Below are 25,518 nucleotides of genomic sequence, written 5' to 3'. Positions count from 1 at the left end.
ACCGATCAATGGCCATGGTCGGCCGAGCCTTTGCCCAGCTCGGACTTGAGGGTGAAGCTGCCACGGGTGGCGACCTGGGCACCGGCGGCCAGGCCTTCGCGGATCTCGACGAAACCGTCCTGAGTGGCCCCGGTGACCACCGGCGTGGCCTGGAAGCCCTCGGCAACCCGGACAAACACCGAAGGCCGGTCTTCCACGGTCTGGATCGCCGTCTGCGGCACGCTGACCGGCGCTTCGAAGGCCTCGGTGGCCACTTGCACCGAGACGAACAGCCCCGGACGCCAGGCGTCATCGGGGTTGGCCAGGGTCACCCGCACGGTGGCGGTCCGGGTCTGCTCCCCCAGCAAGTTGCCGACGTAGGCCACCTGGCCCTGGACCTGGGTCCCCAGCTCACTGGAGCTGACATGCACCGCCTGACCGACCCGGACTTTGTCCAGGTCTTTGGGAAACACCCCAAAGGTGGCCCAGACCCGGGACAGGTCCGACAGGGTGAAAGCGGCGCTGGTTTCGTCTACCACTTCACCGACGCTGAGGTGTTTCTCCACCACCACACCATCGAACGGCGCGCGCATTTCATAGCGATTGCCCCCCACCAACTGCGCGCTGCCACTCAGGGCATTCATCTTCTGCCGGGCGTTGTCGAGGGCGATTTGCGCTTCTTGCAGGGTCTGCCGCGCCAGCAGGTAATCCTGCTCGGCGGAGATCTGGTCGACCCACAACTGGCGTTCACGCTCGAAAGTGGTACGGGCCAGTTCCACCCGCCGCCCGGCAGCCGCCAATTCACTGCGCAGGTCAGACACCTGCTGGCTGGCGATGACCGCGAGCAACTCGCCACGCTTGACCACCTGACCGAGATTGACCTGCACCGACTCCACCACACCGGCAGCCCGGGGCACGATGTGGGAGGTGCGATCCTCGTCAAAGCGGATTTCCCCCGGCAGGCTGAGCAGGCGGTTGAGGCGCCGGGGCCCGGCCTCGGCCAGCTCGATACCGGCCGCCTGGATCTGCTCGGGGCTGAGCTCCAGATGCCCTTCAGGTTCGTCTTCGCCATGCCCGGCCGGCTCTGCCACTGCAGGTGCCTGGGTGCGGGCGGGGGTCGCGAACAGGTCCGGCAGCAGCAAGGCTGCCGCTCCCAGGCCGACCACCGCTGAAATGGCCATGACAAGGCTGCGTTTTTTATCCATGGGTGCTCCTGACAATCGATGTTCGGCAGCGCGAAAAGCGCCTTACGAGGTAGGCGGAAAGAAAAGTTCGTCGAGAGCCCGGTGCCATTCATGGACGCACCAGTGCCGGGGCGGCTCATCCGGCGGCGCCAGCGGTGCACCGCTGCAATCGCTGACCAGCAGGGCGGCCAGGCACGCGAGGCCCCTCAACCAGGCTTTCACCAACGGCTGAGGTCGCCGTAGATGCGTTCGATCCGCACCCAGGCATCGGTGGTTTGCGCCACGGCGGCAAGGTACTGGCTGCGAGCGCTGATCAAGGTGCGCTGGGCATCCAGTACTTCGAGGAAGCTGAACTTGCCCATCTCGAAGCCCCGGGTGGCACTGTCCACCGCGCGCTGGGCTGCGGGCAGGATGATCTGGTTGAACGACTGCACCTCGCCCCTGGCGGTGCTCCATTGCTCCAGGGCCTGGCGGGTTTCGCTGCGCAGGCGCAGCTCGGTGGCGTTGCGCAGGTCCCGGGCCTGATCGGCGCGCCGGGCGGCGGACAGCACATTGCCCTGGTTGCGGTTGAACAGCGGCAGCGGCATCGACAGGCCCACCAGGTTCACCCGCTCGCGGGCACTGGCGTCGTACTGACTGCCAACGCTGACGTCGAGGTCGGGAATGCGCTGGGCTTTTTCCAGGCCCAGGGACGCCTCGCGCTGGACAATCTCCTGCTCCGCCAAACGCAGCTCCGCGGTCTCCTGCAACCGATTCAGCAATTGCGCCGAAGCCGGCGGAGTGACCACCGACAGCGAGGGCTCCTGCACGGCGGCAAAGTCCGTGGTGGCAGCGCCCGTGACCCTGGCCAACTGCCGATAGGCATTGTCCTGCTCCATCTGGCCACGATTGAGTTCCAGGCGAACTTCCGCCAACTGCACCTGGGCCCGGGTGGCCTCCACCGGCGAGGCCTTGCCGGCATTGACCCGCCCCTGGGCCACCGTGACACCGCGCTCGGCCAGGGCCAGGGAACGCCCGGCCAGTTGCGTGCGCTCCTGGGCCCGCAGGGCGGCGTAGAAAGCCTCCAGGACATCGGCCCGCAGCTGGTTGCCCCGTCGCTCCAGTTCCAGGGCCGCCAGCGCCTGTCCGCGACTGGCCAGCTCCACCCGAGCGCCGCGCTTGCCTCCCAGTTCCAGCGCCTGGCTGAGTTTGACCGAGGTGGTGCGGGTATCCCTGCGGGTGTCCTCGGCATCCACCGACAGCACCGGGTTGGGCATCAGCCCGGCCTGTTGGCGAGCGCCCCGGGCGATCTCGATCTCCCAGCGTGCGGCAGCCAGTTCGGGGTTGTTGGCAAAGGCATTGGCCAAGGCGCTATCCAGGCTCAGCGCGGATGGCTCGGCAGCACTCGGGGACTGCGCCAGCAGCGCCAGCAGCAGCGCCGCAGAGCAGCGCCAGGCTGCCCGGGGAAGTGTTCTCGGGAAAGTCGGCATAACAGGTTCCGGCCCCTATAGAGGCGAAGTTTCTGCGAAAGTGCAGCGGAACATATCGGTGGTTATTCAACAGCGCCCTGGCCGATATGGAACTGCAACAGTTCGCCCATTGACTGGGAGAGTTTCAATATCGACCAAGGGTAACTTTCGCTGCTTATCAGCAGGGTGGCGCAAAGATTACAAATCCGTTAGCAAAGGCTCTGCATCAACGTTCTGTATTAACATTCCGCCATCCAAAGACAATGCCAGACGCACTTTAAAACGCTCCACACAAAGTTAAGTGCGTCTCAAGCTACCTGCATGAAAGTGCACTTTTAAATTATTAATCCAGTCATTTACAGCAACTTTCTTTTACTGCCCCTTATCGCCGAGAACCTCATCAGCATGCGTATCCTGGTTATCGAAGACGAACTTAAAACTGCCGACTACCTGCATCAGGGACTGACTGAAAGTGGATATGTGGTGGATTGTGCCAATACCGGCGCGGATGGCCTGCACCTGACCCGCCAGCACGCCTACGACCTGGTGATCCTGGACGTCAACCTGCCGCAGATCGACGGCTGGGGCGTGCTGTGCCAGATCCGCCAGGACAGCAACACCCGGGTGATGATGCTCACAGCCCAGGGACGGCTGGCGGACAAGATCCGGGGGCTGGACCTGGGGGCCGATGACTACCTGGTCAAGCCGTTCGAGTTCCCCGAACTGCTGGCCCGGGTCCGCACCCTGATGCGCCGCAGCGAACAGGCAGCGGTGCCCGACGTGCTCAGGGTCGCCGACCTGGAACTGGACCAGGGCCGGCACCGGGCCTTTCGCGGTAAACAACGCATCGATCTGACCACCAAGGAATTCGCCCTGCTGCACCTGCTGATGCGTCAGAGCGGCGTAGTGCTGTCCCGGACCCAGATCATCTCCTTTGTCTGGGACATGAACTTCGATTGCGACACCAACGTGGTGGAAGTCTCGATCCGCCGCTTGCGAGCGAAGATCGACGACCCTTTCGAGCGCAAACTGATCCACACCCTGCGGGGCGTGGGCTACGTCCTCGAAGAGCGCGACTGAGCCGCACGATCGCCTCGCCGGCCAGACCACCTTTTTGCTCATGCATCTGCTGATGCCCCACCGGCTCCAGTTGCCCGATCTCGATCCCGTCCGACACGCCTTGCAGGAGCAGGCACATGCTCTCCCTGACAACAGCTCTGTAGAATGCCTGCTCCATTCTCAGCGCAAGGGACCGACATGCCTCATCAGCCTTGGATCTTTGGCCTTGTCATCGCCGTACTCGCCAGTGCCGCTGGCTGGGCGCCTGCCCAGGCCGCAGCACTGGACTGCGAGCACATCAGCGTCAGCGAACAGATCGATCGCTGCGCCCGGCAGGACAAGGATCGCGCCGACGCTGCGCTCAACCAGAGCTATCAGGCACTGCTGGTGCGGGTCCACAACCTGTATCCCAGCAACCTGCTGCAAGAACAGGAATACCTCGGCAAATTGAAGAATGCCCAGCGTGCCTGGATCAAATACCGCGACAGCAGCTGCGTGCTGGAAGCCTTCGAAGTGGAACCGGGCAAGCCGGCCCACGTCACCCTGATCAACCGCTGCGTGACCCGCCTGAGCAACGAGCGCACCCGCTACCTGGACCAACTGCTACCCAAATAATCGCACCCGCTGAAGAAAATTCGCGAAGCTGATCAGTAGCCCCCATCAGGTTGCGCCGATGCGTGCCGAGCCTCGCCCACGCGCCCACCAAAGTAGCTGGCACTGGCCACCCCCACCGCCCCCATCACCGCGCAATAGATCACGCAGATCCATGGGCTCCAGGGCATCAGGGCAATCAGCAATAACGGCGTGGTGCTGGCCCAGAGGGCATAGGCGATGTTGTAGGTGAAGGAAATGCCCGAGACGCGAATCCGCGGTGGAAACAGGCTGACCATCACCGATGGCACCGCCCCCACCACCCCGCAGCCCAGGCCGGCGATGGCGTAGGCCAGGCCGATCCACTCGCCGCCGCTGATCAGGCAGCCATAGAGCACGGCGATGCCCAGGGGCAGCAGCAGGCTGTAGAGCATCACCGTGCGCCAGGCGCCGAGGCGGTCGACGATCAGCCCGGCCAGGATGCAGCCGATGTTGAGGAAAACGATGCCCAGGCTACTCAGGGCAAAGGTATGGCTGGCGCTCATGCCGAAGCTCTTTTGCATCATGGTCGGGGTGATGACCACGAACACCACCACCGCCGAGGTCAGCACGCAGGTGAGGATCAGCGCCGGCAGGATCGCCAGCCGGTGCTCGCGCAGCACGGTGCGCAGGGGCAATTCGCCGGCGCTGTCGCGTTGGTTCTGCAGGGCCACGAACACCGGGGTTTCACTCAGCCAACGGCGCAGCCAAACGCCGATCACGCCAAACACCCCGCCCAGCAGGAAGGGGTAGCGCCAGGCATGATCGAGGATTTCCTCGGGGCTGAAGACCCGCGCCAGCAGGGTCGCGGTCAGCGCGCCCAACAGGTAGCCGAAGGTCAGGCCGGCCTGGAGGAAGCCCAGGGCATAGCCGCGATGGGCCCGTGGCGCGTGCTCGGCGACAAATACCCAGGCACTGGGCACTTCGCCCCCCACGGCGGCGCCTTGCAGCACGCGCAGCGCCAACAGCAGCAAGGGCGCGAAGTAACCGATCTGGGCATAGGTGGGCATGATGCCGATCAGCAGGCAAGGCAGCGCCATCATCAGGATGCTCAGGCTGAAGACCTTCTTGCGCCCCAACCGGTCGGCGAAGTGGGCCATGAGAATGCCCCCCAGGGGCCGGGCCAGGTAGCCGGTGACAAAGATCCCGAAGCTTTGCAGCAGGCGCAGCCATTCGGGCATTTCCGGAGGGAAGAACAGCTGGCTCAGGGTCAGGGCGAAAAATACGAAGATGATGAAATCGTAGATTTCCAGGGCGCCGCCCAGGGCGGCCAGGCCCAGGGTCTTGTAGTCGGCGCGGGAAAAGCGCGCCGGCGACGACTCAGTGGAAGGGGTCATAAAAGCAACTCGGAGGGTGGCAATCAGCAAGGCTGCACATGGTCTATGCAATCGTCCCGAGGAACAACCTTCAGTCGTTGGCGATCCGGGCTATAGACGAGCCTTGGCCATGGCAATGGCCGCCTGGATCGCGGCGCGGGCCTGTGGGCTGTTTTTCCAGCAACTGGAGCCCACCAGGGCCGAGGCCTGGGTGACGATGTCCAGGGCATCGGCGGCGGCCAACTGGCTCAGGGAAATGATCCCCAATTGCTCCAGGCGCCCCACCACTGTGGGCCCGACACCCTTGACTTTGAGCAGTGCGGCGCGTTCTTCGGGGGAAAATGACATCGGCTTTGAGTCCTTTGCAGTCCGTGGCAATTGCCGCATTCTTGCACAGTTCTCGGCCGCCTCAGCCTGGGGCGGCCGTCTTCCTTATAAACATAAGAAATCCGAGGTACTGACGTGGCCGCTGATATTCAAGATAGCCGCTCCGCCCGCTTTGCCCTGCGCTGTTCGAACTGGGCCGAACGCTGGTTTCCCGATTCCTGGGTGTTCGCCGCACTGGCGGTGATCATCGTCACCCTGGCCACCCTGGCCATGGGCGCCAAGCCCACCGATGCCGCCATGGCCTTCGGTGACGGCTTCTGGAGCCTGATTCCCTTCACCATGCAAATGGCCTTCGTGGTCATCGGCGGATATGTGGTGGCCAGCTCGCCGCCGGCGGTGAAACTGATCGACAAGCTGGCGCGCATTCCCAAGAACGGCCGCTCGGCGGTGGCCTGGGTGGCGCTGATTTCCATGGTCGCCTCCTTGCTCAACTGGGGCCTGTCCCTGGTGTTCGGCGGCCTGCTGGTACGGGCCCTGGCCCGACGCACCGAACTGCGCATGGACTACCGCGCCGCCGGGGCCGCCGCCTACCTGGGCCTGGGCGCTGTCTGGGCCCTGGGGCTGTCGTCCTCGGCCGCGCAGTTGCAGGCCAACCCCGGCAGCCTGCCGCCGTCGATCCTGGCCATCACCGGGGTGATTCCTTTCACCCAAACCATCTTTCTCTGGCAGTCGGGGGTGTTGTTGCTGGCCCTGATCGTCGTCTCGCTGATCGTCGCCTACGCCACCGCCCCGGGGCCCAACAGTGCCCGGGATGCCCAGGCCTGCGGGGTCGACCCGAGCTTCAGCATGCCCAAGCCGCAACCGCGGACCCGCCCCGGCGAGTGGCTGGAGTACAGCCCGTTGCTGACCATTCTCCTGGCGCTGCTGGCCGCCGGCTGGCTGTATCACGAGTTCGCCACCAAACCGGCGATCACCGCGATCTCTGGGCTCAACACTTACAACTTCCTGTTCCTGATGGCCGGCGCCCTGCTGCACTGGCGCCCGCGCAGCTTCCTCGATGCCGTGGCCCGGGCGGTGCCCACCACCACCGGGGTGCTGATCCAGTTTCCGCTGTATGGCTCGATCGCCGCGCTGATGACGGTGGTCAAGGGCGTGGACGGCCAGACCCTGGCCCACCACATCTCGACCTTCTTCGTGCAGATCGCTTCCCACGACACCTATGCCCTGCTGATGGGCCTGTACTCGGCGGTGCTGGGCTTCTTCATTCCGTCGGGCGGCGGCAAGTGGATCATCGAAGCGCCTTATCTGATGCAGGTGGCCAATGACCTGCAATACCACCTGGGTTGGGCGGTGCAGATCTACAACGCCGCCGAGGCCTTGCCGAACCTGATCAACCCCTTCTACATGCTGCCGCTGCTGGGAGTACTGGGCTTGAAGGCCCGGGACCTGATCGGTTTCTCCTTCGTCCAGTTGCTGGTGCACACCCCGCTGGTGCTGGTCCTGCTCTGGGCCCTGGGCACCACCTTGGCCTACTTGCCGCCCGTGATCCCCTGAAGGCTCGCCGAGCCCGCTCCGCCAAGACGGAGCGGGCCTGTGGACAAGTCTTTCTCGACGCGGATTTCAGACTTTTCAGAGGCCATCGCAGTGGACTCCTGAAGCATTCCTGTAGTCTTTGCGTCATATTCGGTTGTTACCGTGCCACCGAAATAGTTTGTAACGAATTTCCAGATCGACGTGCAAGGAGCCGACATGAGCGACGATACCGACCAGCGCGACACCCCCGAAACCAACGCCGACCAACCCACCGACACCAGCCGCCGCCGCTTCCTTGGCGGCGTTGCCGTTCTTGGGGTCGGCGCCACCCTGAGCGCCTGCAGCAAGCCCGGCGACCCCGCTGGCAAACCGGATGCACGTCCACTCTCCCCTACTGAGCTGGACAAGGCGCTGCGCGATCAGGTGAAGAACGTGGTGGTGCTGTTCGCCGAGAACCGCAGCTTCAACAACCTGTTCGCCAACTTCCCCGGCGTGGAAAAACCGCTTTCGGCCCTCAAGCCCGAAGCGTTCCAGCAACGGGACCGCGATGGCAGCCTGCTGTCGAAACTGCCGCCCATCTGGGGCGGCATCCTGCAAGTGGGGCCACAGACCCTGGACGGCATCACCTACCCGGTGGAAACCCAGTTCCAGGAAAACCTGCCCAATGCGCCGTTCGCCCTCAAAGGCCCCAGCGGCGAGGACCTGCCCCTGGGCCTGGTGACCCGCGACCTGTGGCATGTGTTCTACCAGAACCAGATGCAGATCAACGGCGGCAAGAACGATGGCTTCGTGGCCTGGGCCGACTCCGGTGCCCTGACCATGGGGCACTACGCCCAGACCCGTTACTCCCTGCGCCTGTGGGATGTGGCGCGAGAGTTCGTGCTTTGTGACAACTTCTTCCAGGGCGCCTTTGGCGGCTCCTTCCTCAACCACCAGTACCTGATCAGCGCCAAGGTGCCGTTCTACCCCGACGCGGCCAACTCGGTGGCCAAGTCGCAGATCGCCACCTTGCAGGGCGACGACCCCAAGGGCACGCGCCTCAAGCCTCTGGACAAGTCCCCGGCCAGTGCCATGGACGGTGCGCCGCAGTTCGGTCCCAGCGCCCTGACCCCTGACGGTTACGCGGTCAACACCATGGCCCCGCCCTACTGGCCGACCTGGATCCGCGACCCGGAGCGCCCGGACTACGCCAAACCCGACCTGCCCAGCGTGCTGGTGCCCCAGACCCACGAGCACATCGGCGACAAGCTGTCGAAGAAGAACGTCGACTGGGCCTGGTACGGCGGTGCCTGGCAGGCGACCCTGGAGCAGTTCAAGGATTCCGGCGGGATTCCCAAGATCCCCAACTTCCAGTACCACCACCAGCCGTTCAACTACTTTGTGCGCCAGGGTCCGGAGAATCCGGCCGAGCGTGCCAAGCGCCTGCGCGACGGCGGCCTGGGAGACGAGTCGAGCACCAACAAGTTCTTCGCCGACGCCGAGGCCGGCAAGCTACCAGCGGTGACCTTCTACAAACCCCAGGGCAACCTCAACCTGCACGCCGGCTATGCCGACGTAGCCGCCGGCGACCGGCATATCGACCGGGCCCTGAAAGTGCTGCGGGAAAGCCCGCAATGGAAAAACATGGTGGTGATCGTCACCGTCGACGAAAACGGCGGCTGGTGGGACCACGTGGCGCCGCCCCAGGGTGATCGCTGGGGCCCGGGCACGCGGATTCCAGCGCTGGTGGTGTCGCCGTTCGCCCGCAAGGGCACGGTGGATCACACGGTGTATGACACGGCCTCGATCCTGCGGCTGATCACCCGGGTGTTCCAGCTGGAAACCCTGGACGGCATCAAGGAACGTGATGAGGCCATGATTGCCCGGGGCCAGACGCCCATGGGCGATCTGACCAACGCCCTGCACTTCAGCGTCTGACCCCGGCGGGGCCCGCAACAGGCCCGCCAGCCACCGCAGAACCGAAGCTCAAGATCCGCTTCGGCTCTGCGGCATCGGCGCCAATAATAGCCATGTGACATCACGCACTTTACCCATCCACCCGACGGGTAATATCCTGCGCGCCACCTATTTGTTTCATCAGTTTTCCGATTGGAAAGGGAGTTCGTCGTCATGATCGTAGGCATCGACCTGGGGACCACCAACAGCCTGGTGGCGGTCTGGCGCGACACCGCCAGTGAGCTGGTGCCCAACGCCCTGGGCCAGCTCCTGACCCCCAGCGTGGTGGGCCTGGATGATGAAGGCCGGGTGCTGGTGGGCCAGGCCGCCCGGGAACGCCTGCACACCCATCCGCAACTGACCACCGCACTGTTCAAGCGCTACATGGGCAGCGCCACCGAAGTGCGTCTGGGGGATCGTCTGTTTCGCCCGGAAGAACTCTCGGCCCTGGTGCTCAAGAGCCTCAAGGAGGATGTCGAGCGCACCTACGGCGAGCCGGTGGAAGAGGCGGTGATCAGCGTGCCGGCCTACTTCAGCGACGCCCAGCGCAAGGCCACGCGGATCGCCGGTGAGCTGGCCGGGCTCAAGGTGGAAAAGCTGATCAACGAACCCACTGCCGCGGCCCTGGCCTACGGCCTGCACCAGCGCGACAAGGAAACCTCGTTCCTGGTCTTCGACCTCGGTGGCGGCACCTTCGACGTGTCGATCCTGGAGCTGTTCGACGGGGTCATGGAAGTCCGCGCCAGCGCCGGCGACAACTTCCTCGGCGGCGAGGATTTCGACAGCCTGCTGCTGGAGCACTTCATCGAACAGCAAGGCCGGGCGGCGGACTTTCCCGAGCGCCAGAGCGTGCTCCAGGCCCTGCGCCGCGAAGCCGAACGGGTACGCCGTGCCCTGGGCCAGGAGCCCAGCGCCGAGTTCAGCCTGCGCGTCGATGGCCGGCAATGGACCCAGACCATCACCCAGGCGCAGCTGGCGACCCTCTACACGCCCCTGCTGGAACGCCTGCGGGCTCCCATCGAGCGGGCCCTGCGCGATGCGCGGATCCGCGTCAGCGACCTGGATGAAATCCTCCTGGTGGGCGGCGCCACCCGCATGCCCCTGGTACGCAAGCTGGCGGCGGGGCTGTTCGGGCGCTTTCCTTCCATCAGCCTCGACCCCGACGAAGTGGTGGCCCAGGGCGCGGCGGTCCAGGCCGCCCTCAAGGCACGCTCCGCGGCCCTGGAAGAAGTGGTCCTGACCGACGTCTGCTCCTACACCCTGGGCATCGAAACCTCCCAGCAGTACGGCAACCAGATCGAGGGCGGGCATTACCTGCCGATCATCGAGCGCAACAGCGTGGTGCCGGTGAGCCGGGTCAAGACCGTGCAAACCCTGCACGACAACCAGGAACAGGTGCTGCTGAAGATTTTCCAGGGCGAGAGCCGCCTGGTGCGCGACAACGTCGCCCTCGGCCAGCTGGAAATGCAGGTGCCCAAGCGCCCGGCCGGTGAAGTCTCGCTGGACGTGCGCTTCACCTACGACATCAACGGCCTGCTGGAAGCCCAGGTGAGCATTCCCCTGACCGGTGAGAGCCGTTCCCTGGTGATCGAGAACAACCCCGGCGTGCTGACCCCGGAAGAAATCCAGGAGCGGCTCAAGGCCCTGGAGCAACTGAAGGTCCATCCCCGCGACCAGCAGGTCAACACCTTGCTCAGCGCCCGCCTGGAACGTCTGTATCAGGAAAACCTTGGGGAATTGCGCGAACAGATCGGCTATTGGGCCGGGCAATTCCAGCAAGTGCTGGACACCCAGGACGAGCGCAAGATCCGCGAAGTGCGCAACCAACTCAGTGAACAGCTGCAGAGACTGGAAAACGGCCACTGGCACTGAGGAGCGGCGACATGGATTGTTGGGCCCTGCTGGAACTGCCGGACGATGCCGATGAGCGCAGCATCAAGCGCAGCTACGCCAAACGCCTGAAAACCACCCGTCCCGATGAGGATGCCGAAGGCTTCCAGCGTCTGCGCGAGGCCTACGAGCGGGCGCTGCAACTGGCACGCTGGCGCGAAGAGGAACAAGAACGACCGACTTCCCACACGACGCTAGCCAGCACGCTCCCGACCATGACACCGGCGAATGACGCCAACCTTCGACATTGGTCGCAACTGCTGGAGATCCAACCCGCGGCTCAAGCGCTGCCAATCACCCGGCAAACCGACGACCCGGCACAGCCTCTGCTGCTGAACCTGAGTCGGCACACACTGCCACAGCGCTGGCAACAGGCCCTGGACCTGGATTGTGCGCCAGCTTTTGAAGCCGGTTTGCTGCGTCTTTGCTTCGAACAGCCAGGGCTTCGCACTGCCATCACCACCTGGGCGGTGCAGCACCTGCAATGGCTGACACCCTGGCAGCAGGTGCACATGACACCCTGGGAAGAAGAGGCGCTGACCAGCGGGTTGTTGCAGCAATACCGGCAGACCCTGCAAGAGCTTCTGGAAACCCGGCAGGAACCGGAATTCCTCCATTCCCTCGAAACCTACAGTAAACAGCCCTGGATGCAGGTGTTCGACCGTCGACAGGAATGGCAACGAATCGTCATGCAATTGCTGTACGACACTCAGTGGAGCCTGCCGTTGCTCGACCGAGTCTGCCAACTCCTGGGCTGGGACGATGCCTGCGGGGTCCATCCGGAACCCGCCTGGATCTGGCATAGCCTGATCCAACGCTGTGAGCAGGAAGCCTTCTTCCACGCCCTGCAAGCCAAGGCGCAAGACCACAAGACCTGGGCACCTGAAGTTCAGGCGGCGCAACTGCTGCTCAATCCCTTGTCACGCCGGCAACAGCAGAACCTGATCCTGGACTTCGGCGTAGACCACTGGGTCGCCTGCCAGGATCTTGCGCAAACCCTGAGCGGGCGTTACCCGCAACTGATCGAGCGTCTGCCCTGTAGCGACGTTTTCTTCTGGCGCAAGTTCATGCCTCGGCCCCCAGCGGCGCAGACCTGGATCAGGGTCTGGGCTGCCCTGGCTCTGGCCTTGACCCTGTTCTTCCTTAATCAGGAGGATCATTCAGCAATGCCTGCCTTGTTATTCGGGGGAACGATCGCGTTGATTCCCACGGCGGTGGCACGCTTGATCATGCTCCTGCTCTGGGTGCCCACATCTCATCAGATGATTGCCCTTGATCTGTGGCTCAGCGAACGCCTGCTGCCCAGACGTCTGAATCCCCATGGCGAGTGGTTGATATTGCGCCACGCAGTCCCCCAGTTGGCGATGCTTGCAGTTTTCGCGGCCTTGCTGGGACCGCTGGGGATGGCCGGATACTCGGGTTTCATCCTGATCGGCCTGTTGCATGACAAACGGATCGGGCATCTGGACCCAGGTTTCAGTGAAAGACACCCTTACCTGACTGCGTTGCACTGGAGCCACTGGAGCCCACTGCAAGTTATTTTCCTGCTGCTCATGAGCGGCATCATCCTGGCGTGCCGAATCCATTATCCCGCCTATCCTCTGACACGCTTGCTGCCTGGTTGAACAGGTACGGGCCGAACGTTCATTTACACAATGCCCTTCCCCCCTGCATGGGGTTCACGCTGAAAAGGATCTGAGCATGTTCAAATTCGCAGGAATCTCCCTGGCCCTGGCGGCCGCCGCGTTGAGCACCAGCGTCATGGCCGATGTCGAGGTCGATCTGGGCAGTCCGCAACGTGTCACCCAACTCTTCGCCTACCCCAACAACTGCAACGTGATCTGCTATCGCAACTGGACCCTGGAGCAGACGGTGGAGCACTACCTGACCCAAAGCGTGCAGCGCGATGGCTACAGCGCGGCCAAGGTCAGCGTGAAAACCGCCAACGACAAGGTTGTCGCCTCCATCAGCGGCGTGCCCGAGGGCTACGACAAACCGTTGAGCGCCCTGCTCGATGCCGGCGACCTGGCCTATAAAGGCGCCAGCCAGCTCAATGCCGATGGCAAATGGGCCTACAGCTGGTACCTGTTCCTGCCTCTGGGCATGGCCCTGGAAAACCGCAAGAGCGTCGAGCTGCTGCACTTCCCGCCGGACTATTCATTGACCCAGGCCCAGGACTACCTGGAGTCGGCCACCACCGACCGCTGGGCTACCCTGCTCACCGTCAACGGCATTGCCGCAGAGCAAACGCCGGCGTACCAGACCATTGTCGACATCGCACCGATCGCCGCGCCATCGAGTGCCGGCAAGGACCTGGAAGGGGTCTACAGCTACTTCAACAACTACCAGACCACCATGGTCAAGCAGGTCAGCCAGAACGCCAGCGGCGCGGCCTTGCCGATGGTGGCTTTCGGTGCGCCCGTGCGTAACTGGCTCAAGCAGCAATATGGGGTCACGGTGAATGTGCTGGGCCTGGCGCAGATCAGCCCCAGCGAAGGCGTGAAGGTGCCGGTACTGGGCTCCAACCACCCGAGCTACATCTGGTACGCGGCGGACCCGGACAACTATGACAACGACGAGGCCAAGGCCGACGCCGCAGGGCTGAAAGTCATGGGACAGGATTTGAGTGCGGCCTGCTGGCAGGCCGGTATGGGCAGCAAGCCGGGGACGGACCCGAGCACCCTGCTCAGCAGTTGCACCCAGACCTGGCAGGTGACGCAAAAAGAGCAGACCTGCGAGTTGTTCTACACCTCGGTACGCAAGCTGACCGAGCAACAGGCCGCGGCCAAGTGCAGCAGCGCACCGGTCACGACCCAGCTCAAGCAGCTCAAGGCACCGGCACCGGCGCCAAGCACCGAGGTGCCGCACCTCTGAAGTCCGCCGCTGGCCGCTGCGCCTTCACGCAGCGGCCAGCCCGCATTCAGACGGCGCCGAGGGGACGCAGGCGATATTGCGGTGGCAGTTGTTCGAAACCGCTGATGGTCGTGTCCAGGCTCTTCCAGCGACCGTCCTTGATCCCGTAGATGCAGCCGTGGATCGACAGGCTCTGCCCGCGATGCCAAGCGTTCTGCACGATGCTGGTATGGCCGACGTTGGCCACTTGCTGGATCACGTTCAGTTCGCACAGGCGGTCGACTTGTTCTTCTTCCGTGGCCAGTTGTGCCAGCGCCTCGCGGTGCTCGTAGTACAGGTCACGAATCGAACGCAGCCAGCCATCGATCAGGCCAAACTGGCGATCCTGCATCGAGGCGCGCACGCCGCCGCAACCATAGTGGCCGGTGACCAGGATGTGTTTGACCTTGAGTACATCCACCGCGTACTGGATCACCGACAGGCAATTGAGGTCGGTGTGCAGCACGACGTTGGCCACGTTACGGTGCACAAACAGGTCGCCCGGCAACATGCCGACGATCTCGTTGGCTGGCACCCGGGCGTCCGAGCAGCCGATCCACAGGTACTCCGGAGTCTGCTGGCGGGCCAGCTTGGAGAAGAATTCCGGATCTTCCTGCTTGATCGCTTCGGCCCAACGCGCGTTGTTATCAATCAGATCTTGTAGTTCGTTCATGCTGTGAAGCCTCAAGAATGATGCGCAGCTTTGACAGACGAGTGCCTGTCGAGGTCACGCCAATAACGGCAGATACCGGTTATCCCTGCCGGGGAATCTTCACCGGGGCTGTGGGTCCACCCTGTAAGCCCCTAAAAGTATTAGCAATCGCCATGACCGAATCACGACGCCCCTTCAACGCGCCCCAGCCCGAGCCGATCGACGATGATCAGGATCGCATGGGGTCCATGGAGGAACTGCATTTCGATGACGACGAACCCGGCGCCCTCAGCAGCACCGGCCTCACCAGCGACGGCTCCAGCGACGACGACCTGAGCCTGGAAACCCTGATCCGCGAGGATGGGGCCCGTTCTGCCCGGGAAATCGGCGCCGATAAACCGGCGGACTGGGATCTGAGTATTGTCGATGCCACGGACATTGGGGGTGGCAGTGGTCTGGATGAAGCCGAACTGGCACGTCGCGACCCGCTGGACGGCAAACCCTGAGCTCGGCGCCACATTTAATGACGCCCTCTCCCGCAGAGCCGGCTTGCCGGCGAAGAGGCCCTCAAGCCATACATCGCCGCGAATGGCGTCTTCGCTGGCAAGCCAGCTCCTGCAGCTGCCTGCGTGCTGGTTGAAGGCTCAGTCGACCAGGGTGCAGGCCATCACCAGGGCGTCTTCGCGACCGCCCACCGCCGGGTAATAGTCGCGGCGGCGCCCGACTTCATTGAAGCCATAACGCTCGTAAAGCCGATAAGCGGTCTGGTTGCTGGAACGCACTTCGAGGAAACATTCGCGCGCGTCCTTTTGGTAGGCGCGCTTCATCAGTTCCTCCAGCAGCCGCAGGCCCAGGCCGCGGCCCTGGCTTTCCGGCTTGACGGTGATGTTCAGCAGATGCGCCTCGTCAATGATCACCTGGATCACTCCGTGGCCCACCTGCTGGCTGCCTTCGAACATCAGCCAGACTTCGTAGGACTTGAAGGCATCCATGAAAATGCCCCGGGTCCAGGGGTGGCTGAACGCGGCATATTCGATTTTCAGGATGGCATCCAGGTCCGCCTCGGTGGCCAGGCGGAAGGTCAACGCGTCACTCATTGGTCATTGTGCTCATCAGTGCTTTTCCAGCGCGTCATCAATCGACGCATGGCTTGCCAGACATCAGCCTTACGCTGTGGCTCTTCCATTAATAGTTCCAGGCCGGGCAAGGCCCAGGCCGAACCCAGGCCTTCGACCTGCAGTTCACGGTTGTAGGATTCAGCGTTGGCTTCGCCGGCGAAACGTACGGCCGGCAGACCGATCAGCCACAGGCAGACGCAGGGCTCTTCTTCGATTCGCACGCCGACAAAGGCCTGGACGAAGTCCCGGGCGGCTTCCGGACCTTGATCGAGGTTGCCCCGGGTCAGCATCGGCCAGCGCACCGGCTCGGCGAGGATCTGCGGGCTGTCCGGCAGGCCGGCGGCGCGCAGCATGTCCTTGAGCAGCAAGTAGGCCGGGTCGCGGCTCTGGAAGGCTTCGCCTGTGGGTAACTCCACCAGCAGCAGGCAACGGCCGGCCCGCAGCAACTGCAAGGCAAAACGCGGCGGCGGTACCACCGGCGCCTTGACCACCGGGGCCGGGGCTTCTTCGCCCTCGGCCACTGGCTTGCTGGCTGTCTTTGCAGGCGCGGTGGACGGACGCGGCACCTCGATTTTCGGCCGTTCGACGGTCCTTGCAGCCGCCGCCGGGGCCTTGGCCTCGACCACAGGGGCAGGCGGGGCCTGCACCTCGGGTTCCGGCAAGGCCAGCAATTCAGGACGCGAAGGGGCGGCAAAGGGCAATGCGCTGCGCGGCAGCCAACTGACCACCTGCATGGCGGACAGATAAGCGCGACGACGGGACTCGATAAGCAAAGGTCGGCCACTTGTGGATAACTGAGGTGGGGGATTCTACCGTCCTTCGCCAAAGATCGCCTGCTGTTGATTGCGCGCAAAAGCGACAGTCCGTCTCATACCTGGGTCCGGGGGTGAATCGTCGGCCCCCTGATGCAGTACAATCGCCGCTTTTCATTGCCAACCAGCCGGCCATTCCGATGATCGAACCCAAGCGCGTCTTGCGCGCCCTCGCCGAACACTGGGCACTTCTGGAGCCGCTGTGCGAGCACTTCGACCAAGGCACCCTGAGTCTTGCCGAACTGCGTTCACAGCTGTCTGCCCAACAACTGGACAGTACGCCCCAGGACATCACCCACCTGCTGGATGTATGGATACGCCTGGACATCCTGGTCCCGGTGGCGAAAAGCCCGAACCGTTTCGAGCTCAATGCACAGATCCACGACTTCCTCGCCTACCTGCGCCGTGAACACCGCCTGGGCCTGTGCCTGGAAATCGAAGCCTACCTGCGTCACCTGGAGCGCCTGGCAGGTTACATCCAGGACGCCTTCGACGTGCGCGACGGCAACGACCTGGCGCGCCAGTTGCGGCTGCTGGACATGCGCGTGCGCGATGTCCTGAAGAAGCTTGCCAACGACGAACAGGCCCTGGTGGCCGTGGCCGAACGGGCCAAGACCAGCGACCGGCAGATTCCCCTGCGCCAGCGCTACGCTGAGGTGCTGGCCACCTGGGACGAATACGTCGAGCCGATGATCCAGCTGGTGAACGCCGACGGCGCCTTCGAACAAGGCGTGCGCAAGGTGGAAAACGTCCTGCTGCGCCTGCTCACCGAGCAGCAGCGCCTGGGCCACCTGGTGGACGACGACATGCTGCTGCGCACCCACGCGCGGATCCTGGAAATGCAGACCAGCGCCCAGCTGACCCTGCGCCACGCCCGGGAACTGCTGTTGCCGCTGCGTGAGGAAGCCCGCCGCCACAACGCCGTGACCCGTGGCGCGGCCCTGGCCCTGGCGGCCATCCGGCGCAAGGGCATCGACGCGGTGCCCCAGGCGGCGATGCCGATGTTCACCCGTCCACAGAGCACCTTCCTCGGCAGCTCCGGCCAGGTGGAAGCCTATGTCTACGCCCTGGCCCGCTTCGAGCCCAAGCCGGCGCGTTTCCCCAAGGCCCACAAGACCCACAAGGGCCTGGCTCCCAAGGCGCCGCGCACGGTTCGGGAAATGCTCGAACGCTGCGAAGACGCCCTGCCGATGCCGGACCTGATGAGCTGGCTGCTGGACCAGGAGCCGGATGGCGCCACCGACGAACTGCTGTACTGGTTCTCGCGCCTGTCGCGGGAAAAACGTTTCAAGCGCGAGCGCCTAGAACGCCGCGACTACCACACCCAGGAGCACCAGGTCAGCCTGCGCTCCTTCGCCCTGCTCTCGGCCCGCGATGACACCGCCGAGCATTCTGCGAGCAACGCCAATGCATCTTGATCTTTCCGAACTGTCCCAGCTGGCGCCGATCTTCCGCGAGCTGTTCAAGGGTTACCACGTCAGCCGCCGCGACCCGGAGCTGTACGCGCAATTGTCGAACTTCCAGGACCAGTACCGCACTCTGTTCAAGGCCCTGGGCTTCGAGCTGGTGTGCGATACCCGCGGCTTCTACTACTTTGTCCCCGACAACGCCGCCGCCCAGGTGAACAAGACCGCCCAGCGCCTGGCGCTGTTCACTTTCATCCTGGTGGAGCATCTGGCCGACCAGGGCCGCGACCCGATTGCCGTGCTTGATGGCGGCAGCCTCGGCCGTGACGAACTGCCGTCCTTGCTGGAGAAATACCGCGACCTGTTCATCCAGGCTGAAGTGCAGACCCAGGAAGAGCTGGAAGAGAAAATCATGCGCCGCATGACCCAGCTGGGTTTTGCCGCCGAGGAACCGGGGATCTACCGCTTCCTGCCGCCAATGCACCGCTTCCTCGACGTTTGCCTGTCGGTGCAACAGGACCGCGACCTGGCCGCCAGCCTGCACAGCGTGCTGCCGTTGCCGACCCCGGTGCTGGTGGACGACGACAGCGACGAGAAACTGCTGCAGACCGATGACCCGCTGGACCTGAGCGAATTCGACGAGTCCGAAGAAAGTGAAGAAGACGCGCTGGCCCGGGCCATCGCCGAAGAACAGGAGCTCGACGCATGAGCAAGGAACGCTACGGCATCCGCCGCTTTGCCCTACTAAACACCGCTGGTTACAGCCTCGGCCTGTTCCCCCTGGAAGAGCCGCTGTCGGTCTACGGGGCCAACAACCTGGGCAAGTCGGCGTCGATCAACGCCCTGCAATTCCCGATCCTGGCGCGCATGTCGGACATGAGCTTCGGCAAGTACAGCCTGGAACAGTCCCGGCGCTTCTACTTCGCCTCCGACACCAGCTACATCCTGGTGGAAGTCTCGCTGCCCCACGGCCCTCATGTGATTGGCGTGGTCGGGCGCGGCCCGGGCGGCGGCTTCGGCCACCAGTTCTTCGCCTACGCCGGCCAGCTGGACCTGGCGCATTACCAGAAGGACGACACCTGCCTGCGGCAGAAAGAGCTGTTCACCAACCTGGAGCGCCAGGGTCTGAAGGCCTATGAGCTCAAGCCCGATGAACTGCGGCGCCTGCTGGTGGGCGGTCATACCTCAATTCCACTGGACCTGACCCTGATCCCGCTGCGCTCGACCAGCGAGCAGAGCCTGAAGACCTTCCGCGCGCTGTTCATCAACCTGCTGCACATGCGCGAGATCACCGCGGCCAAGCTCAAGCAGCTGTTCCTCGATGCCTTCGAGCACAGCCTGCGCTCCGGCAGCGTCGACTACATCGCCGCCTGCGACGAAGCCTTCCGCGATGTGCGGCGTATGGAGCAGGACTACAACTCCCTGGTGGCCGCCGGCCCTCTGGTGGAAGCCCTGGCCAACGGCGTGAAGCAGCGGGACATTCTGCGGGGCAAGCTGCATCGCCTGTCGCCGCTGCTGGATTCGCTGCTGGGCACTTGGTCGGACTACGCCGGCGCGCGCAAGGAAGAGCTGACCATCCAGGCCGAGCACTACCGTAATGAGCAGGACGCGCTGCAAAACGACCAGCGCAGCAGCACCCAGGAAATGATGCGCCTGGAACGGGAAATCACCGGCACCCAGCGCTGGCTCGGCGAGCTGTCGGTGCTCAAGCACCGCTTCGCCCTGGTGGATGACGTCAAGGTCCTGGAACAGCAACTGCTGGCGGCCAAGGATGCCCACGATGAACTGGCCGGCGCCCTGGCCCAGTCCCGGCAGTTCTCCGCCGAAGACCTGGAAGAACGCCTGCGGGATCTGGAAAAGCGCCTGAAGTCGGTCAAGCAGCAACTCGATCACGCTGACAACAACAGCTATGCCCGCCTGCGCGAGGAGTTCTCCCAGCAGGACGTGGAGCGCCTGATGCGCCTGTTCAACAGCGCGCTGTTCAGCCTGCCCCTGGGCGAGCATGGCATCGCCCTGGACGACAACGGCGAGTGGGTGAAGTCGGTGGAGCTGATCCTCGACGGCTTCAAGGGCGAGCGTTTCGAAGTGCCGGGGTTGACCATCGACCTCTCCCACATCGAGCCGCCAGCCTTGCAGGCCCTGGCCGACCGCGCCGCCCTGCGGGATCAGAAAGAGCGTCTGGAAAAAGAACTCAAGCAGCTCAAGACCCAGGCCGCCGTGGCCGCCGACCGCGCCGCGAGCAAGACCCAGACCGAGGCCCTGTACCAGCAGGTACTGGATGCGCAGAAGGCCCTGGAAGACTTCCGCCGTGCCCAGACCCTGAGCGCCGAGGAAGGCGAGAAGCTGGAACAGCTGGCGCAGATGGAAGCCGCCCAGGACGAACTCAAGCGCTCCAGCGATGCCTTCACCGAACGCGTCCAGCAACTGTCCGCCAAGTTGCAACTGGTGGGCCGGCAGATCGCCGACATGGAAGCCAAGCAGCGCACTCTGGATGACGCCCTGCGTCGCCGTCAGCTGCTGCCGGCGGACCTGCCGTTCGGCACGCCGTTCATGGACCCCGTGGACGACTCCATGGACAACCTGCTGCCACTGCTCAACGACTACCAGGACAGCTGGCAGGGCCTGCAACGGGTCGACGGGCAGATCGAGGCGCTGTATGCCCAGGTACGCCTCAAGGGCGTGGCCAAGTTCGACAGCGAGGATGACGTCGAGCGCCGCCTGCAACTGCTGATCAACGCCTATGCCCACCGCACCGACGAAGCCCTGACCCTGGGCAAGGCGCGCCGCGCGGCGGTGACCGACATCGCCCGGACCCTGCGCAATATCCGCAGTGACTACGACAGCCTGGAACACCAGCTGGCGCTGTTCAACCGCGAGATCAACAAGCGCCAGGTGTCCAACCTGCAGAGCTTCCGCATCGTCCTGGCGCCGAACAAGGAAGCCCTCAAGCACATCGACCAGATCATCCACAGCGCCGGCCAGTACGAGGAAGGCGAGACCCTGTCGGTGTTCGACCTGAGCCAGAGCGCCGAGCAGGACAACAAGAACGAAGAGGCCAAGGAGTACCTGGCGCGGCTGGTGGCAGCCAACCACAACCAGTTGGGCCTGAAGGACTTGTTCGAGCTGGCGTTCGAGATCACCAAGGTCAACGGCCAGCCGGTGATCCACACCGACATCGATGGCGCAGCGTCCAACGGCACCACCATGACCATCAAGGCGCTGACCAACATGTACCTGTTGCTGCACTTGATGGACCGCGACCAGGCCGGGCGCATTCGTCTGCCTTACTACCTCGACGAAGCGGCGGACATCGACGAACGCAACCAGGCGGCGCTGCTGGAAACCAGCCTGCAGCTGGGCTTCGTGCCGATCCTGGCCAGTGTGAAGCCGCAGGTGTCGGCCCAGGTCGCCATCGACCTGGAAGGCGGCAGCGGACCGAACGGCATCTACATCGATGAGGCGGACTGGAAGTTCATCCGTCGTCACGATCAGGTCAAGGCGACTCTGAACGTGGAACCCGAAGCAGAAGCGGAACTGGACGAAGTCTGACTGGGTAACGCTGCAACGTAAAAGGCCGCGCTCTTGGGAGCGCGGCCTTTTTTATTGGATCACTTTTGTAGGAACTGGCTTGCCAACAAAAGCGTGCTCTGGGCTTGAGGGCTGCTTCGCTCCTACAACAGGGTTACTTGCCCAGGGGGATCTTGGGAGCCCAGGTCAGCCATTCATCCTCGAACTTGTCGAACAGCGGGAAGGTCTGCTGGGGACGGGCCGGGTTGCCCATGCGTTCGCCATCCGGGGTGGCGAAGGCAATGCCGCCCTGGATCAAGGTTTCCAGGGATTCGGTGCGCACTGTGGCGCCCTTGAACAGGCCAAAGTCCACACCGAATCCGCTGCTGTTCCAGAAGCGCGTGCCACCACGAATCAACGGCGCGTACTTGGGTTCGATGAGGATATGGATCAGTACCCGGTCGGCGGTCTGTCCCAGTTCGTAGCCGGTGACCTTGCCCACGGTCACTTCCCGGTAAGTCACTGGGACACCCACCTTCAGCGAACCACGGCGAGCAGCACTCAGCACCAGGCTCAGACCCGCTTCCTGGGAGCTGGCTTCCGGTGGCTGCGGCAAGGCGACAAAGCTGGTTTGCACGCCTTGGTTCTTCGCCGCGGGCTGAACCTCGATGTATTGACCGGTCACCAGGGTTTCCAGGTTCGAGGTCTTCATCAGTCCCAGTTCCGGCTTGACCACCCAGAACTGGCTGCCGACCCGGGCAATACGTTCCGGCACTTCGGTGATCCTCGCCTTGAGCATTACCGATTGCAGGTCGGCGCTGAGGGTCACTTCTTCCAGTTTGCCCACATCCAGGCCCTTGAAGCGCACCGGCGTTCCGGCACGCAGCCCATCGGCGCGATCAACCTTGATGTTGATCAGGGTGCCACGCTGCGCCGCCTCTTCCTGGTTGGCGAACAGACGGAACCGCGGAATGCGCTTTTTCAGCGGCACGTTGGGCAGCGGCGTCTCGAAAGCGATGCCGCCGGCCATCAGGCTTTGCAGCGACTCACTCTTGATCTGGATACCGCCAGTGAGGCCGCCCGTGAGGGTGATGCCGCTGACGTTCCAGAAGCGCGTCGAGCCGTTGACCAGTCCCTCGTATTCTTTCTCGATATGAACACCGATCACCACTTGCTTGCGGGTGTGGGAGAACTGATAGCTCTGCACCGAACCGACCTTGACCTGTTTGTAAAGAATCGGGCTGCCCACCTCCAGGGAGCCGAGATTGTCGGTAAACAGCACCATGTGCAAGCCGGGTGCCCGCAGGTCCAGGGGTGGGGCCTTGGCCCGCGCCTCGAACTCCCGCTGGGGGGCGGCGCCCTTGTCACCGGGGCGAATGGCGATGTAGTTGCCTTTCACCAAGGCCTCGAGCCCCGTGATACCCGCCAGGGAGATCGAGGGTTTGACAGTCCAGAACTGGGTACCCTGGACCAGATAATCCTCGGCCAGTGGGTCGAGGGTCAGCTCGGCGGTGGCACTCGTCAGGTCGGAGTCGACCTTCAGGGCTTTCAGGCTGCCCACCTGGATGCCTTTGTACATCACGGGCGTGCGCCCTGCCTGCAGGCCTTCGAAATCGGTGAGTTTGACCTTGACCCGGATGCCCGCCTGGGCAGCATCGAAATCTTCGTACAGGCGGAACGGCAGGCTAGGATCGGTGGGCGGGCTGTCCTTGCGATTTTCCGGAGTGGCGAACGCGATACCGCCGGCCACTATGCTGGACAGGGACTCACTGCGTACTTTTACCCCGGACAGATTGGCGTCGATGCTGATGCCGCTGGCGTTCCAGAAGCGTGTGTGTTTGCGCACCAGATTGGCGTAGGTCGGTTCAATGTAGACCTTGAGCTCGACGGTGTTCTGATCCTCGGAAAGCAGGAAGCTCTTGATCTGTCCGACCTGGATTTGTTTGTAGAAGACCGGACTGCCGCGGCTCAACGACCCCAGGCGTTCGGCCTTGATGGTCAGGTGCAGGCCAGGCTTGGCATCCGATAACGGTGGCTCTTCGGCCAGGGCCTTGAACTTGCGCGTGGGCTCTCCTTCTCCGGGATTGACCGCGATGTAATTGCCTGAGACCAGGGTTTCCAGACCGGTGATCCCGGCCAGGCTGACACTAGGCTTGACCAGCCAGAAGCGGGTGTTGGTCTTCAGGTACTGTTCGACATCCTTGTTCATTTCGACCGTGGCAATCACCCCCTTGGAGTTGCCCTCATCGTCCAGAGCCAGAGTCTTGACCTTACCCACAGGCATGCCTTTGTAGACTACTTCGGTCTTGTTGGCCTGTATTCCTTCGCCGCTTTCAAAGCGCAACTGGATCTCGATACCGGTCTGGCTGTAGGCACGCCAACCCAGCCAGCCACCGATGATCAAGGCAATCAGGGGCAGCACCCAGATGGCCGACCAGTTGGAGGCCGGGCGGGTTTTGGCGGTAGGCAAATCACTCATGGTCGTCGTCCGACTCCGTGTTATCCCAGATCAGTCGGGGATCAAAAGTTACTGCGGCCAGCATGGTCAGGATCACCACGCTGGCAAAGGCGACCGCACCGAGATTGGCCTCGATACTGGCCAGCCGGCCAAAGTTGACCACCGCAACCAGAATGGCGATGACGAAAATATCCAGCATCGACCAGCGACCGATGAACTCGATAAAGCGGTACATGATAATCCGTTGCCGCGCTGACAGTGGCTGGTGACGCTGCACCGAGAACAGCAACAGGGCAATGCCCACCAGTTTGAAGGTAGGCACCAGAATACTGGCGACAAACACCACGGCGGCGATGGGGAACATTCCATGTTGCACCAGTTGGATGACCCCGGACATGATGGTGCTCGGGTCGCCCTGGCCCAGCGAGCTGACGGTCATGATCGGCAGGACATTGGCGGGTATATAGAGAATGGCGGCGGTAAGCAGCAGGGCCCAGGTACGCAGGATGCTGTTGGGACGCCGTGGGTGTACCAAAGCTCCGCAACGAGTGCAGGTCTGCCCGTCGCTGTCGGCCTCCTGCCGGTTCAATTCATGGCATTCGGTGCAAATCAGAATGCCTGCATCAATCGCCCGCATGTATGTCTTCTCCCGATAGCGCCTGCCAGACCTGATGAGGCGACATCACCACTTCCAGCCAGACCTGCACCAACAACAGACTGATGAAACACACCAGCCCCAGGCCTACGGTGATGGAGGCCATGTCGGCCAACTTGACGATGGCCACCAGTACGCCCATCAAGTAGACCTCGAGCATGCCCCAATCGCGCAAATGGTGATAAATGCGATAGAGCAGCAAACCGTAACTACGGCCGATGTTCCAGCGGATACTTAGAAGCACCAGAAGTTGGCAAATAAGCTTGAGTAATGGAATGCCCATGCTGCACAGGAATACCACCAGCGCTACGCCTTCCATGCCGGTATCGAACAGGCCTTGTACCCCACTCCAGACCGTATCTTCGGAAGACTGTCCCAATAGATTGAGCTGCATGATGGGTAGAAAGTTCGCCGGCACGTAGAGCAATAAGGCGGCTATTACCAGAGCCAGGCTGCGTTCGACCACATTATGCCGATGGGCATACAGCTCATAGCCACAACGCGGGCACTGTGCTTTCTCGCCAAGGGCGAGCGTTGGCTTGCGCATCAGCAGGTCGCACTCATGGCAGGCAACCAGGTCGTCCAGTGGTAGTTCTGACAACCCGGGGGCGTCAACCGGATCTGGCATAGAGGGCTCTGGAAGTGGAAAAAGTAGCGGCTATTCTAGTGTTCCAATTCGAAAATAACTGTGCAATTTTGTTTGCGAATAAGAGCAAT

The 25,518-nt window shown here is 63.2% G+C and carries 21 protein-coding genes; 11 read left to right on the top strand and 10 right to left on the bottom strand.

Going from position 1 to position 25,518, the window contains the following annotated elements:
- Positions 1 to 5: 5 nt before the first annotated feature.
- A complete protein-coding gene (locus tag Q8O96_RS05605) occupies positions 6 to 1,184 on the bottom strand; it encodes an efflux RND transporter periplasmic adaptor subunit (protein WP_250329651.1) in 1,179 nt (392 codons plus the stop codon).
- 197 nt (positions 1,185 to 1,381) lie between these two features.
- A complete protein-coding gene (locus Q8O96_RS05600) occupies positions 1,382 to 2,632 on the bottom strand; it encodes a TolC family protein (RefSeq protein ID WP_102860201.1) in 1,251 nt (416 codons plus the stop codon).
- A gap of 384 nt (positions 2,633 to 3,016) precedes the next feature.
- On the opposite strand from Q8O96_RS05600, the gene Q8O96_RS05595 reads away from it, so the two are divergent.
- Positions 3,017 to 3,691 carry a heavy metal response regulator transcription factor gene (locus Q8O96_RS05595; protein ID WP_102860200.1) on the top strand — a complete coding sequence of 225 codons (675 nt, stop codon included), beginning with the start codon at positions 3,017 to 3,019 and terminating at the stop codon, positions 3,689 to 3,691.
- Positions 3,692 to 3,868: 177 nt separating this feature from the next.
- A complete protein-coding gene (locus tag Q8O96_RS05590) occupies positions 3,869 to 4,285 on the top strand; it encodes a lysozyme inhibitor LprI family protein (RefSeq protein ID WP_305948525.1) in 417 nt (138 codons plus the stop codon).
- A 32-nt stretch (positions 4,286 to 4,317) separates the two neighbouring features.
- On the opposite strand, the gene Q8O96_RS05585 is transcribed toward Q8O96_RS05590, so the two are convergent.
- Together Q8O96_RS05585 and Q8O96_RS05580 are read right to left on the bottom strand one after the other, a co-directional pair.
- Positions 4,318 to 5,637 (bottom strand): MFS transporter, encoded by a 1,320-nt coding sequence (locus Q8O96_RS05585; protein WP_102860198.1) that lies wholly within the window; start codon positions 5,635 to 5,637, stop codon positions 4,318 to 4,320.
- A 90-nt stretch (positions 5,638 to 5,727) separates the two neighbouring features.
- The gene (locus Q8O96_RS05580) at positions 5,728 to 5,964 is read right to left on the bottom strand and encodes a Pathogenicity locus (RefSeq protein ID WP_102860197.1); all 237 of its coding nucleotides are present in this window, start codon (positions 5,962 to 5,964) and stop codon (positions 5,728 to 5,730) included.
- Positions 5,965 to 6,078: 114 nt separating this feature from the next.
- On the opposite strand from Q8O96_RS05580, the gene Q8O96_RS05575 reads away from it, so the two are divergent.
- The 5 genes from Q8O96_RS05575 to Q8O96_RS05555 all read left to right on the top strand — a co-directional run bounded on the left by Q8O96_RS05575 (position 6,079) and on the right by Q8O96_RS05555 (position 14,175).
- Positions 6,079 to 7,497, top strand: coding sequence for a short-chain fatty acid transporter (locus tag Q8O96_RS05575; protein ID WP_305948524.1), 1,419 nt, complete (start codon positions 6,079 to 6,081; stop codon positions 7,495 to 7,497).
- 195 nt (positions 7,498 to 7,692) lie between these two features.
- Complete coding sequence (locus tag Q8O96_RS05570; RefSeq protein WP_305948523.1) at positions 7,693 to 9,393, top strand: acid phosphatase; 1,701 nt, start codon at positions 7,693 to 7,695, stop codon at positions 9,391 to 9,393.
- Between the two features lie 192 nt (positions 9,394 to 9,585).
- A complete protein-coding gene (locus tag Q8O96_RS05565; protein ID WP_305948522.1) occupies positions 9,586 to 11,283 on the top strand; it encodes a molecular chaperone HscC in 1,698 nt (565 codons plus the stop codon).
- Positions 11,284 to 11,294: 11 nt separating this feature from the next.
- Positions 11,295 to 12,926, top strand: coding sequence for a J domain-containing protein (locus Q8O96_RS05560; protein ID WP_305948521.1), 1,632 nt, complete (start codon positions 11,295 to 11,297; stop codon positions 12,924 to 12,926).
- A 76-nt stretch (positions 12,927 to 13,002) separates the two neighbouring features.
- Complete coding sequence (locus Q8O96_RS05555; protein WP_102880979.1) at positions 13,003 to 14,175, top strand: hypothetical protein; 1,173 nt, start codon at positions 13,003 to 13,005, stop codon at positions 14,173 to 14,175.
- 46 nt (positions 14,176 to 14,221) lie between these two features.
- On the opposite strand, the gene can is transcribed toward Q8O96_RS05555, so the two are convergent.
- Positions 14,222 to 14,866, bottom strand: a complete 645-nt coding sequence (gene can, locus Q8O96_RS05550) for a carbonate dehydratase (protein WP_016963568.1) — start codon at positions 14,864 to 14,866, stop codon at positions 14,222 to 14,224.
- A 152-nt stretch (positions 14,867 to 15,018) separates the two neighbouring features.
- Between can and Q8O96_RS05545 the strand changes: the two genes are divergently transcribed.
- Positions 15,019 to 15,351 (top strand): serine kinase/phosphatase, encoded by a 333-nt coding sequence (locus Q8O96_RS05545; protein WP_305948520.1) that lies wholly within the window; start codon positions 15,019 to 15,021, stop codon positions 15,349 to 15,351.
- A gap of 138 nt (positions 15,352 to 15,489) precedes the next feature.
- On the opposite strand, the gene rimI is transcribed toward Q8O96_RS05545, so the two are convergent.
- Both rimI and Q8O96_RS05535 read right to left on the bottom strand, forming a co-directional pair.
- The gene (gene rimI, locus Q8O96_RS05540; protein ID WP_047285456.1) at positions 15,490 to 15,942 is read right to left on the bottom strand and encodes a ribosomal protein S18-alanine N-acetyltransferase; all 453 of its coding nucleotides are present in this window, start codon (positions 15,940 to 15,942) and stop codon (positions 15,490 to 15,492) included.
- Positions 15,939 to 16,736, bottom strand: a complete 798-nt coding sequence (locus Q8O96_RS05535; protein WP_305948519.1) for an energy transducer TonB — start codon at positions 16,734 to 16,736, stop codon at positions 15,939 to 15,941. Before Q8O96_RS05535 ends, rimI begins: the two co-directional genes overlap by 4 nt.
- A gap of 179 nt (positions 16,737 to 16,915) precedes the next feature.
- On the opposite strand from Q8O96_RS05535, the gene mksB reads away from it, so the two are divergent.
- The 3 genes from mksB to mksF are packed head-to-tail and all read left to right on the top strand — an operon-like array spanning position 16,916 to position 21,730.
- Entirely contained in the window at positions 16,916 to 18,193 is a 1,278-nt protein-coding gene (gene mksB, locus Q8O96_RS05530; protein ID WP_170004427.1) for an Mks condensin complex protein MksB, read from the top strand.
- Entirely contained in the window at positions 18,183 to 18,890 is a 708-nt protein-coding gene (mksE, locus tag Q8O96_RS05525; RefSeq protein ID WP_047285462.1) for an Mks condensin complex protein MksE, read from the top strand. The genes mksB and mksE overlap by 11 nt, the downstream gene beginning before the upstream one ends.
- Positions 18,887 to 21,730: an Mks condensin complex protein MksF gene (gene mksF / locus Q8O96_RS05520; RefSeq protein ID WP_115580942.1), complete on the top strand. Its 2,844-nt coding sequence runs from the start codon at positions 18,887 to 18,889 to the stop codon at positions 21,728 to 21,730. The genes mksE and mksF overlap by 4 nt, the downstream gene beginning before the upstream one ends.
- A gap of 133 nt (positions 21,731 to 21,863) precedes the next feature.
- Here the strand turns inward: mksF and Q8O96_RS05515 are convergent, their stop codons facing one another.
- Genes Q8O96_RS05515 through Q8O96_RS05505 form a run of 3 tightly spaced genes read right to left on the bottom strand, consistent with a single transcriptional unit; the run spans position 21,864 to position 25,429 of the window.
- Complete coding sequence (locus Q8O96_RS05515; RefSeq protein ID WP_102860188.1) at positions 21,864 to 24,167, bottom strand: PqiB family protein; 2,304 nt, start codon at positions 24,165 to 24,167, stop codon at positions 21,864 to 21,866.
- Positions 24,160 to 24,783 (bottom strand): paraquat-inducible protein A, encoded by a 624-nt coding sequence (locus tag Q8O96_RS05510; RefSeq protein ID WP_102860187.1) that lies wholly within the window; start codon positions 24,781 to 24,783, stop codon positions 24,160 to 24,162. The genes Q8O96_RS05515 and Q8O96_RS05510 overlap by 8 nt, the downstream gene beginning before the upstream one ends.
- Positions 24,770 to 25,429: a paraquat-inducible protein A gene (locus Q8O96_RS05505; protein WP_102860186.1), complete on the bottom strand. Its 660-nt coding sequence runs from the start codon at positions 25,427 to 25,429 to the stop codon at positions 24,770 to 24,772. Before Q8O96_RS05505 ends, Q8O96_RS05510 begins: the two co-directional genes overlap by 14 nt.
- Positions 25,430 to 25,518 lie beyond the last annotated feature (89 nt).

Source organism: Pseudomonas sp. LPH60, from assembly GCF_030718165.1.
GTDB classification, from domain to species: Bacteria; Pseudomonadota; Gammaproteobacteria; order Pseudomonadales; family Pseudomonadaceae; genus Aquipseudomonas; species Aquipseudomonas danubii.
This window is presented reverse-complemented; position numbering and strand designations above follow the sequence as displayed.

What these genes read in the sequence shown, in the direction of transcription:
- Q8O96_RS05605 (WP_250329651.1), bottom strand. Translation starts at nt 1,184, where the DNA reads ATGGATAAAAAACGCAGCCTTGTCATGGCCATTTCAGCGGTGGTCGGC.
- Q8O96_RS05600 (WP_102860201.1), bottom strand. Translation starts at nt 2,632, where the DNA reads ATGCCGACTTTCCCGAGAACACTTCCCCGGGCAGCCTGGCGCTGCTCT.
- Q8O96_RS05595 (WP_102860200.1), top strand. Translation starts at nt 3,017, where the DNA reads ATGCGTATCCTGGTTATCGAAGACGAACTTAAAACTGCCGACTACCTG.
- Q8O96_RS05590 (WP_305948525.1), top strand. Translation starts at nt 3,869, where the DNA reads ATGCCTCATCAGCCTTGGATCTTTGGCCTTGTCATCGCCGTACTCGCC.
- Q8O96_RS05585 (WP_102860198.1), bottom strand. Translation starts at nt 5,637, where the DNA reads ATGACCCCTTCCACTGAGTCGTCGCCGGCGCGCTTTTCCCGCGCCGAC.
- Q8O96_RS05580 (WP_102860197.1), bottom strand. Translation starts at nt 5,964, where the DNA reads ATGTCATTTTCCCCCGAAGAACGCGCCGCACTGCTCAAAGTCAAGGGT.
- Q8O96_RS05570 (WP_305948523.1), top strand. Translation starts at nt 7,693, where the DNA reads ATGAGCGACGATACCGACCAGCGCGACACCCCCGAAACCAACGCCGAC.
- Q8O96_RS05565 (WP_305948522.1), top strand. Translation starts at nt 9,586, where the DNA reads ATGATCGTAGGCATCGACCTGGGGACCACCAACAGCCTGGTGGCGGTC.
- Q8O96_RS05560 (WP_305948521.1), top strand. Translation starts at nt 11,295, where the DNA reads ATGGATTGTTGGGCCCTGCTGGAACTGCCGGACGATGCCGATGAGCGC.
- Q8O96_RS05555 (WP_102880979.1), top strand. Translation starts at nt 13,003, where the DNA reads ATGTTCAAATTCGCAGGAATCTCCCTGGCCCTGGCGGCCGCCGCGTTG.
- can (WP_016963568.1), bottom strand. Translation starts at nt 14,866, where the DNA reads ATGAACGAACTACAAGATCTGATTGATAACAACGCGCGTTGGGCCGAA.
- Q8O96_RS05545 (WP_305948520.1), top strand. Translation starts at nt 15,019, where the DNA reads ATGACCGAATCACGACGCCCCTTCAACGCGCCCCAGCCCGAGCCGATC.
- rimI (WP_047285456.1), bottom strand. Translation starts at nt 15,942, where the DNA reads ATGAGTGACGCGTTGACCTTCCGCCTGGCCACCGAGGCGGACCTGGAT.
- mksB (WP_170004427.1), top strand. Translation starts at nt 16,916, where the DNA reads ATGATCGAACCCAAGCGCGTCTTGCGCGCCCTCGCCGAACACTGGGCA.
- mksE (WP_047285462.1), top strand. Translation starts at nt 18,183, where the DNA reads ATGCATCTTGATCTTTCCGAACTGTCCCAGCTGGCGCCGATCTTCCGC.
- mksF (WP_115580942.1), top strand. Translation starts at nt 18,887, where the DNA reads ATGAGCAAGGAACGCTACGGCATCCGCCGCTTTGCCCTACTAAACACC.
- Q8O96_RS05515 (WP_102860188.1), bottom strand. Translation starts at nt 24,167, where the DNA reads ATGAGTGATTTGCCTACCGCCAAAACCCGCCCGGCCTCCAACTGGTCG.
- Q8O96_RS05510 (WP_102860187.1), bottom strand. Translation starts at nt 24,783, where the DNA reads ATGCGGGCGATTGATGCAGGCATTCTGATTTGCACCGAATGCCATGAA.
- Q8O96_RS05505 (WP_102860186.1), bottom strand. Translation starts at nt 25,429, where the DNA reads ATGCCAGATCCGGTTGACGCCCCCGGGTTGTCAGAACTACCACTGGAC.